A 6508-nucleotide genomic window follows, 5' to 3' on the forward strand; every position below is an offset into this window, starting at 1 on the left:
GGAAATCCACCCAAAGTACAGGCTCATCGGCAGATGCACAAGGTATTTCTCCCATGCGCTCATCCCTCCTCGAATGGGAACAAGTCTTGTGTAAATTGCTCCCAGCGCTCCAAGAAGGACAAGCATGCAGACTAAGGAGAGCGGCAGTACCTCGTAGTGCCAGAAGAAAACCCAGGCTACGTTGGCAATACAGGTGAGGAGAAAGAGGAATCCGATGTTCTGCAGGAAGGAAACGCCCTGTGTCGGCGTCTTCAGCGATTGGATGAGCCCGTACACGACGAACATCCCCAAAAGGGCGTAAATAATAGTCCATACGACCGAAAAGGTGATTCCAGCCGGCACAAAGAGATTGGGGTATCGGTCAGCAAGCTCACCGGTGGTTTTCCCTGCCAGAGGAAGCCGTACTGCTAAGGTGTTAACAACAACCACGGCCACGAAACCAACGGTGTTGAGAAGAGCCAGAAGAAGCGGAGACTGCGTGGGCGACACGGAAATCCCCTCCTTCCTGTTTTTCTCTGAGTATAGCATAACCAGGAAACGGTCTTCATCTGCGAGGTGCAGGTTTCCAGGCAACGAACCCGGTACCCTTGAGGATTCCCTCTCCCAGTTGTTCCTTGCCGCTACAAGGGGCCAAGAACTCGAGACAATGCAGAGAAAACAACAGGGCTAAATCTTCACTCCACAAGCACAAGCCCGTAGTAGTTCGCCCTGCACTCAAAGGAGCGGACGACTTCGATGGGGAAGCCCAATTTACGTACCGTGGCGTATACATCGATGCCACAGGCTTCCATGGAAGGACGGGCGAGTTCTGGATGGCGGCAAGGGTACGTTCGGGGACAAGGGTCGCAGAGCTCACAAGGTCCAGAGGGCATAGCAAAGGCTTTGTAGTACCCGGAAAGGAAGAGTTCTCGCTCGAGCTCTGCGCAGGTTCTTCGCAAATCCTGCCAGGTCTCGGGTTGCCAGAGGAGAACGGCAAGGTGGTACGAGTCAAGGATTTTGCGTGTCTCGGAAGGCTTGGGACTGTACGGGGGACAGGTGAGGCAGAGGTTGAAACCGTCGCATCCGTACTGGCACTTCAGGCGAACCCATTCCCCGGTAACAACTTCGCGAGGGTCAAGGAGCACAAAGTCCCGTACTTTCCCAGAGAGAAAGCTGGCGAGAAACTTTCCAAGGCCTTCACTGTCCATGAACTTTCTCCCTCCTCAGGAGAAGGCTCAAAATAACCCCCAAAAGACTTGCACACCCTGAAACGAAAAAGCTCACCGTGTGTCCTCCGGTTAAGTCCTGACTCAGACCCCCGAGGAGAGGACCAATAACGCCTCCCACCCCCAGGCGGTGAAGAGGATTCCATAGTTTGCCCCGAGGTTCCTGAGGCCAAAGTAGTCAGCGCAGGCAGCAGGGAACATGGCGAGCATCCCTCCAAAGGTGAAACCAACGAGGCTTTTCCCGATGAGGAGAAGAGCAGGGTTTATGAGGTTTTCGAAAGCGAAAAAGGTTACCGTTTGAATGAAAAATACAAAGCTCAGGGTCTTGCCTCTTCCCCAACGGTCGGACAGAGGCCCGAAGCTGAGTCGGCCAAGGAAATTGGCTACTGCGTATAGAGCAACTGGGACAAAACCGTACTCAAGACCAGCGATTTCCTCGGCGATTCGGGGCATCTGCCCGATGACGAGGAGTCCTGCGAGGGTGCCGAGGAGAAAGAGGACCCAGAGGAGCACGAACGCTCTGGTCTTCACCATCTCTTTAGGAGTGAAATCCTTTGAAGTCCTTGGCACGACGTGCCTTTTGCCGAAAGAAAGGGTGAGAGGAGTCCAGGACGGGGGAGGATTGGTGATGAGGAAGGAGAGGGCGAAAACGGCTCCAGCAAAGAGGCAACCAAAAATGAGAAAGGCATGGGGGATACCGTAGCGTCTGATAATGGTTTCGGCAAGAGGAGCGATGTACACCGGTGCGATGCCGTAACTGCTCACGACGATACCTGAGATGAATCCTCGGTGCTGGGGGTGGAACCACTTGACGGCTGCCGGGGTCGGTGCAGCATACCCAAAGCCCATGGCTAAGCCAAAGAGAATGCCAAAGAAGAACGCAAGGCCAAGAGCGGTGAGGTAGAAAGAGGCACCAAGGAAGCTCACTCCTGCAAGAAGCGCAGAGAGCCAGAGGGCCATGCGTGGACCCTTTTTGTCCTGAAGTCGACCTGCGGGAATCATAGAGAGGGCAAAGAGTATAGAGGCGAGCATGTAAGGAATCTGCGTTTGGGTTGCGCTCCAGCCAAAGTTTTTCACGAGGGCCGAGGCAATGATGCCCCAGGCGTAGAGGAATCCAAGAGTCAGGTTGACGCCCAGCCCCGCAAAAACAACGGCCCAGGCGCGAAGGCTCAGAGTCATGGGCCCTCCTCCCTTCGAGAGAGGTGCTCGAGGATAGATACAATGCCTATTCCTATCCCGGCAAGTAGCGCATTAAAAGGGAAGAGTCCGAGGTAACTTCCGGTGAGGTCCCGCAGGACTCCTGAAACAAAGGTTCCTGCAAGAGCTCCTACACCGTAAGCGGTGAAAACGACTCCGTAGTTTTGGGCGTACGTTTCTGGGCCGAAGAGAGCATACGTGGTTGTTGGAGCCATAGCAAGCCAGGCTCCAAGGTTCATCCAAAGCACGGCAAAAGCAAGGGCATACGTCACAGAATGAGGATAGGCAAAAAAGAGGAGGGAGGCAAGGGCAACGGAGGAGTACGAGACGAAAGCTCCTCTTTTGAAACCCTTTCGATCCACGAGGTAGCCAAAGAGTGGTCGCCCAACACCATTGAATACGGCAAAGATGGACACACTCAGAGCCGCAGTCTGGTAAGGTAGTCCAATGGTCTCTTGGGCGATGGGTCCGGTAATGCTTATAGCGGAAAGGTCGATGAAGGTTCCGATGAAGAAGCTCGTCCAGAGAGCCCAGAACTTTCCCTGACGCAAGAGATTCGTGCGGGGGGAAGGGGCGGTGTTTTGGAAACCTGTGCTTTTTGATTCGTGGAAACGCAAAAGGAGAGAGATTGGCACGGTTGCGGCAAGGAACACCCAGCCAAGGACACGAAAGGCAAAAAGAGGCCCGGCCATTTCTACAAATCTTCGGGCCAGAGGAGCGGTCACAAGGGGAGAGAGGCCAAAGCCAACGACTGTACTCCCCAGAGCAAGCCCGGGATTCTCGGGGAACCAGCTCACCGAGACCGCAAGAGGGACTCCATAGGCAATCCCAACACCTGCTCCGCAGAGGACGCCGTAGAAGAGCACAAGACCAAGGTACGATCGGGAAAGCCCCGCACCAATCCATCCGGTGCTCGTCGCAACACTCCCAAGGAGTGCTACGACTCTTGGAGAGAGCCTCCTGAGGAGCCTCCCTCCTAAAGGCATGAAGAGCGCGTAGAAGAAGAGCGCCAGCATGTACGGAAGTCCGCTGAGAGTAGCTCCTACTCGGAAGGTCTCTTCAATCGGTTTTCGGAAGACGCTATAGGAGTACACGGTTCCAAGGCAAAGGAGAAGCCCAATGCCGAGGATCACATATCCGATACGTTTCATCCTCTCCCCCTCCAGAAAGCCTCGAGGTTACGGTCCAAATGCTTTTTCTGGAAGGCTTTTTTGAAAGCTTCTTCCCAGGACCTCTCTGAACCTATCGGAAAGACACGGCTCAGAGCCCCAAGGAGCACCGAGTTCGTCATTCGGATGTCCCCAAGGGAAAGGACAATGTCGGTGGCCGGGATGGTCAGGACCTTGAATCCCTCGTTTTCTAAGACTTCCGGGACATTTTTGGGGTATCGGGAGGAGTCAATCCCCGGAGGGCACATAGCAAAAAGGTTGAGAACCACCGTTCCACCCCGCTTGAGGTAGGGGAGGTAGCGGAGGGCTTCGAGTTCCTCAAAGGCTATCATGAAGTCGGCTTCACCACGGGAAAGAAGGGGTGAATGTACTTCTTTTCCATACCGCAGGTGCGTCACCACGCTTCCTCCCCTTTGCGCCATGCCGTGAACCTCCGACTGGCATACCGAGAACCCTTCCTGAACCACAAGGTGGGCGATAACTTCGCTCGCTTTGAGAATTCCCATACCTCCGACACCGGAAAGAACAATGCTCCCTTTCATACCTTTTCCTCCTCGATGGCTTCAAAGGGACAGAGCTCCATGCAGAGCCCGCAGGCGTTGCACCGCTCATGAACAATGGCGACCTTCTTTTCGTTTTTCACGAGAGCCGGGCATCCGGCACTCACGCAGATGAAGCATCCTCGGCAGCGGTCTTCTTGGACACGGAAGCGCGATAGGGATTGTTTTGGCTTCTTGAGCTGGCAGGGTCCCTGGATGACAAGGAGGGCGGGTTCAGAGAGCTCCCGCGCCTGTTCGAGGGTTCTACGGATTTTTTTGGGGTCGTACGCATTGAGGGTTTCCACGAAGGGAACCCCAACAGCCCGAGCAAGGTGAGCAATATCCAGGTGGTGTGTTTCCTCCCCCATGAGGGTTCTTCCCGTTGCCGGATGGTCCTGTCCTCCGGTCATTGCGGTAGTACCGTTGTCAAGGACAAGGACGACAATTGGGGTTTTGTTGTAGACGACGTCAATAAGGGGTGGAATCCCGGCGTGGATAAAAGTCGAGTCCCCCAGGGCGGCGACCACAAAGAGTTCTGGGTGGGCAAGTTTTATGCCCTCGGCAATGGAAATGGATGCCCCCATGCAGAGGCAGGTATCCATAGCCGAGAGGGGTGGAAGGGTGGAAAGCGTGTAGCATCCGATATCCCCGCAAACGACGGCCTTCATGTCCCTCAGGACCTTGAAAATTCCCCGATGTGGGCATCCGGCGCAGAGAATTGGTGGACGGGGGATGAGGAGAGAGCTCAAATCGACAAAGTCGCGCTTTTTCTCGGGGAAAAGGCGCTCGATGAGCACATCGGGAGTAATTTCCCCAATGCCGGGGAAAACCTCCCGCCCCTTGACCTTTATTCCCATTGCTTTTATCTCCCGCTCCCAGATGGGGTCGAGTTCCTCAAGGACGAAGAGCTCCTCAACCTGAGAGGCAAATTCTTGGATTTTCCTTTTGGGGAGAGGGAAGCTCATTCCAAGTTTCAGGACCGAGACCTCAGGAGCAATTTCCCGAAGGTATGCGTAGAGCACTCCTCCGGTGATAATGCCTATTCTCCGGTTCCGAAGCTCCACCCGGTTCAGAGGCGTCTCTTCCGCAAAGCCCTCTAAGGCTTGCAGGCGTTCCTCAAGGACTTTTCGCCGCTCCCGGGCAAAGGCAGGAATCATGACGAATTTCTCGGCGCATTTCCGGTACTCCTTGGGGGCGACTCGCTTTCGTTCCCCAAGCTTCACGAGGCCTCGGCTGTGGGAGACCCGGGTGGTGGAGCGCACAAGAACGGGGGTGTCGAATTGCTCGGAAATCGCAAAGGCTAAGCGGGTGAACTCAAGGGCCTCAGAAGGGTTTGAGGGCTCAAGGCAAGGGACCTTAGCAAAGAAAGCATAGTTCCTCGTGTCCTGTTCATTCTGCGAAGAGTGCATCTCCGGATCATCGGCGACAATGGCTACAAACCCTGCGTTAACCCCTGTGTAGGCTAAGGTCATCAAAGCATCACTTGCTACGTTGAGCCCCACGTGCTTCATGGTGGCAAGGGCTCTTCTTCCCCCAATTGCTGCCCCGGCAGCGACCTCAAAAGCTACTTTTTCGTTGGGACACCAGCGGGAGTGAACGTCCCGGTAGGTACTCAGAAACTCGAGAATCTCCGTACTTGGAGTCCCGGGGTATCCGGCGGCAACTTCCACTCCTCCCTCATAGGCACCGCGGGCAAAAGCTTCGTTACCGAGCATGACTTTTTTCTCCAGAGGCGTCACTCCTTTTGCAGGGTGTTTTTCAGGATTGTACGGGGAAAGGGGGAAGAAGTCAAACGTTATCCCCTTTCTGTTCGAATTGTGGATTTGCGTACGGTATAATTGACTGGAAGGGACGCCTATGCGGTGCTACCTCCTCATTGCAGATGGAGAAGATGAAGAGCGTATTGCCCTTGAGCTCCGGCAAAAGATGAAGGAGCTCTACGGGAAAAGTAAGATTTACTTTCTTTCTCTGCAGCATCCGGGAGTTTTCGCTGCTCTGGGCTTTGCTGAGGTCTCGAAGAACCGGCCTCAAAGGACGTACAAGAGGTGGCTTATGCTCTGCAGGGATCTCTGGGAGCGCCGGGGCTTTCGGGAGCGCCGGGTTTTCATTGGGCAGAATCTCTTTCTCCTTTCCCTTGTGGTCCTCTTTGGGGGACGGAAGGTGACCGTTGTGCTGCCCCTGGGGCTTCGTTCCTTTCCTGTGTCTCCTTTTCGGTTGTTTCTGCTCCGGCGTCTTGCCCGAGTGGTACTTTCCGATGACGATTCCTTTGCGCAGTTCCTTCGGGCACGGAACATCCCGGCGTACTTTATGGGGAATATCCTTGCAGATCTCGTGCCTCCGACGGAAGCGGTGTTCCTCCACGGGAGAAAGCCTATCTGCGCTTTCTTCCCGAGGAGGG

5 protein-coding genes and 2 pseudogenes (1 of these 7 cut by a window edge) are annotated in these 6508 nt (G+C 54.9%); 1 reads left to right on the forward strand and 6 read right to left on the reverse strand.

The window, feature by feature from the left end; all coding sequences use genetic code 11:
- The 6 genes and pseudogenes from H5U36_06495 to iorA form a co-directional block, all read right to left on the reverse strand.
- Positions 1-489 (reverse strand): annotated as a pseudogene (locus tag H5U36_06495) (tryptophan-rich sensory protein) (it extends 54 nt beyond the left edge of the window).
- Between the two features lie 185 nt (positions 490-674).
- Positions 675-1187, reverse strand: coding sequence for a DUF2284 domain-containing protein (locus H5U36_06500; GenBank protein ID MBC7217782.1), 513 nt, complete (start codon positions 1185-1187; stop codon positions 675-677).
- A pseudogene (locus tag H5U36_06505) lies at positions 1177-2384 on the reverse strand (OFA family MFS transporter). The gene H5U36_06500 and the pseudogene H5U36_06505 overlap by 11 nt, the downstream one beginning before the upstream one ends.
- Complete coding sequence (locus H5U36_06510) at positions 2381-3553, reverse strand: OFA family MFS transporter (GenBank protein MBC7217783.1); 1173 nt, start codon at positions 3551-3553, stop codon at positions 2381-2383. The pseudogene H5U36_06505 and the gene H5U36_06510 overlap by 4 nt, the downstream one beginning before the upstream one ends.
- Positions 3550-4113 (reverse strand): indolepyruvate oxidoreductase subunit beta, encoded by a 564-nt coding sequence (locus H5U36_06515; protein MBC7217784.1) that lies wholly within the window; start codon positions 4111-4113, stop codon positions 3550-3552. The genes H5U36_06510 and H5U36_06515 overlap by 4 nt, the downstream gene beginning before the upstream one ends.
- Positions 4110-5825, reverse strand: a complete 1716-nt coding sequence (gene iorA / locus H5U36_06520) for an indolepyruvate ferredoxin oxidoreductase subunit alpha (GenBank protein ID MBC7217785.1) — start codon at positions 5823-5825, stop codon at positions 4110-4112. Before iorA ends, H5U36_06515 begins: the two co-directional genes overlap by 4 nt.
- Before the next feature lie 142 nt (positions 5826-5967).
- Here iorA and H5U36_06525 point away from each other — a divergent pair.
- The coding region (locus H5U36_06525) for a hypothetical protein (protein MBC7217786.1) at positions 5968-6508 on the forward strand (541 nt) is incomplete at its 3' end.

Source organism: Candidatus Caldatribacterium sp., from assembly GCA_014359405.1.
Lineage (GTDB): Bacteria > Atribacterota > Atribacteria > Atribacterales > Caldatribacteriaceae > Caldatribacterium > Caldatribacterium oleiphilum.

Bases quoted from the DNA above. Each gene is read 5' to 3' on its own strand.
- H5U36_06500 (MBC7217782.1), bottom strand. From the start codon at position 1,187: ATGGACAGTGAAGGCCTTGGAAAGTTTCTCGCCAGCTTTCTCTCTGGG.
- H5U36_06510 (MBC7217783.1), bottom strand. From the start codon at position 3,553: ATGAAACGTATCGGATATGTGATCCTCGGCATTGGGCTTCTCCTTTGC.
- H5U36_06515 (MBC7217784.1), bottom strand. From the start codon at position 4,113: ATGAAAGGGAGCATTGTTCTTTCCGGTGTCGGAGGTATGGGAATTCTC.
- iorA (MBC7217785.1), bottom strand. From the start codon at position 5,825: ATGCTCGGTAACGAAGCTTTTGCCCGCGGTGCCTATGAGGGAGGAGTG.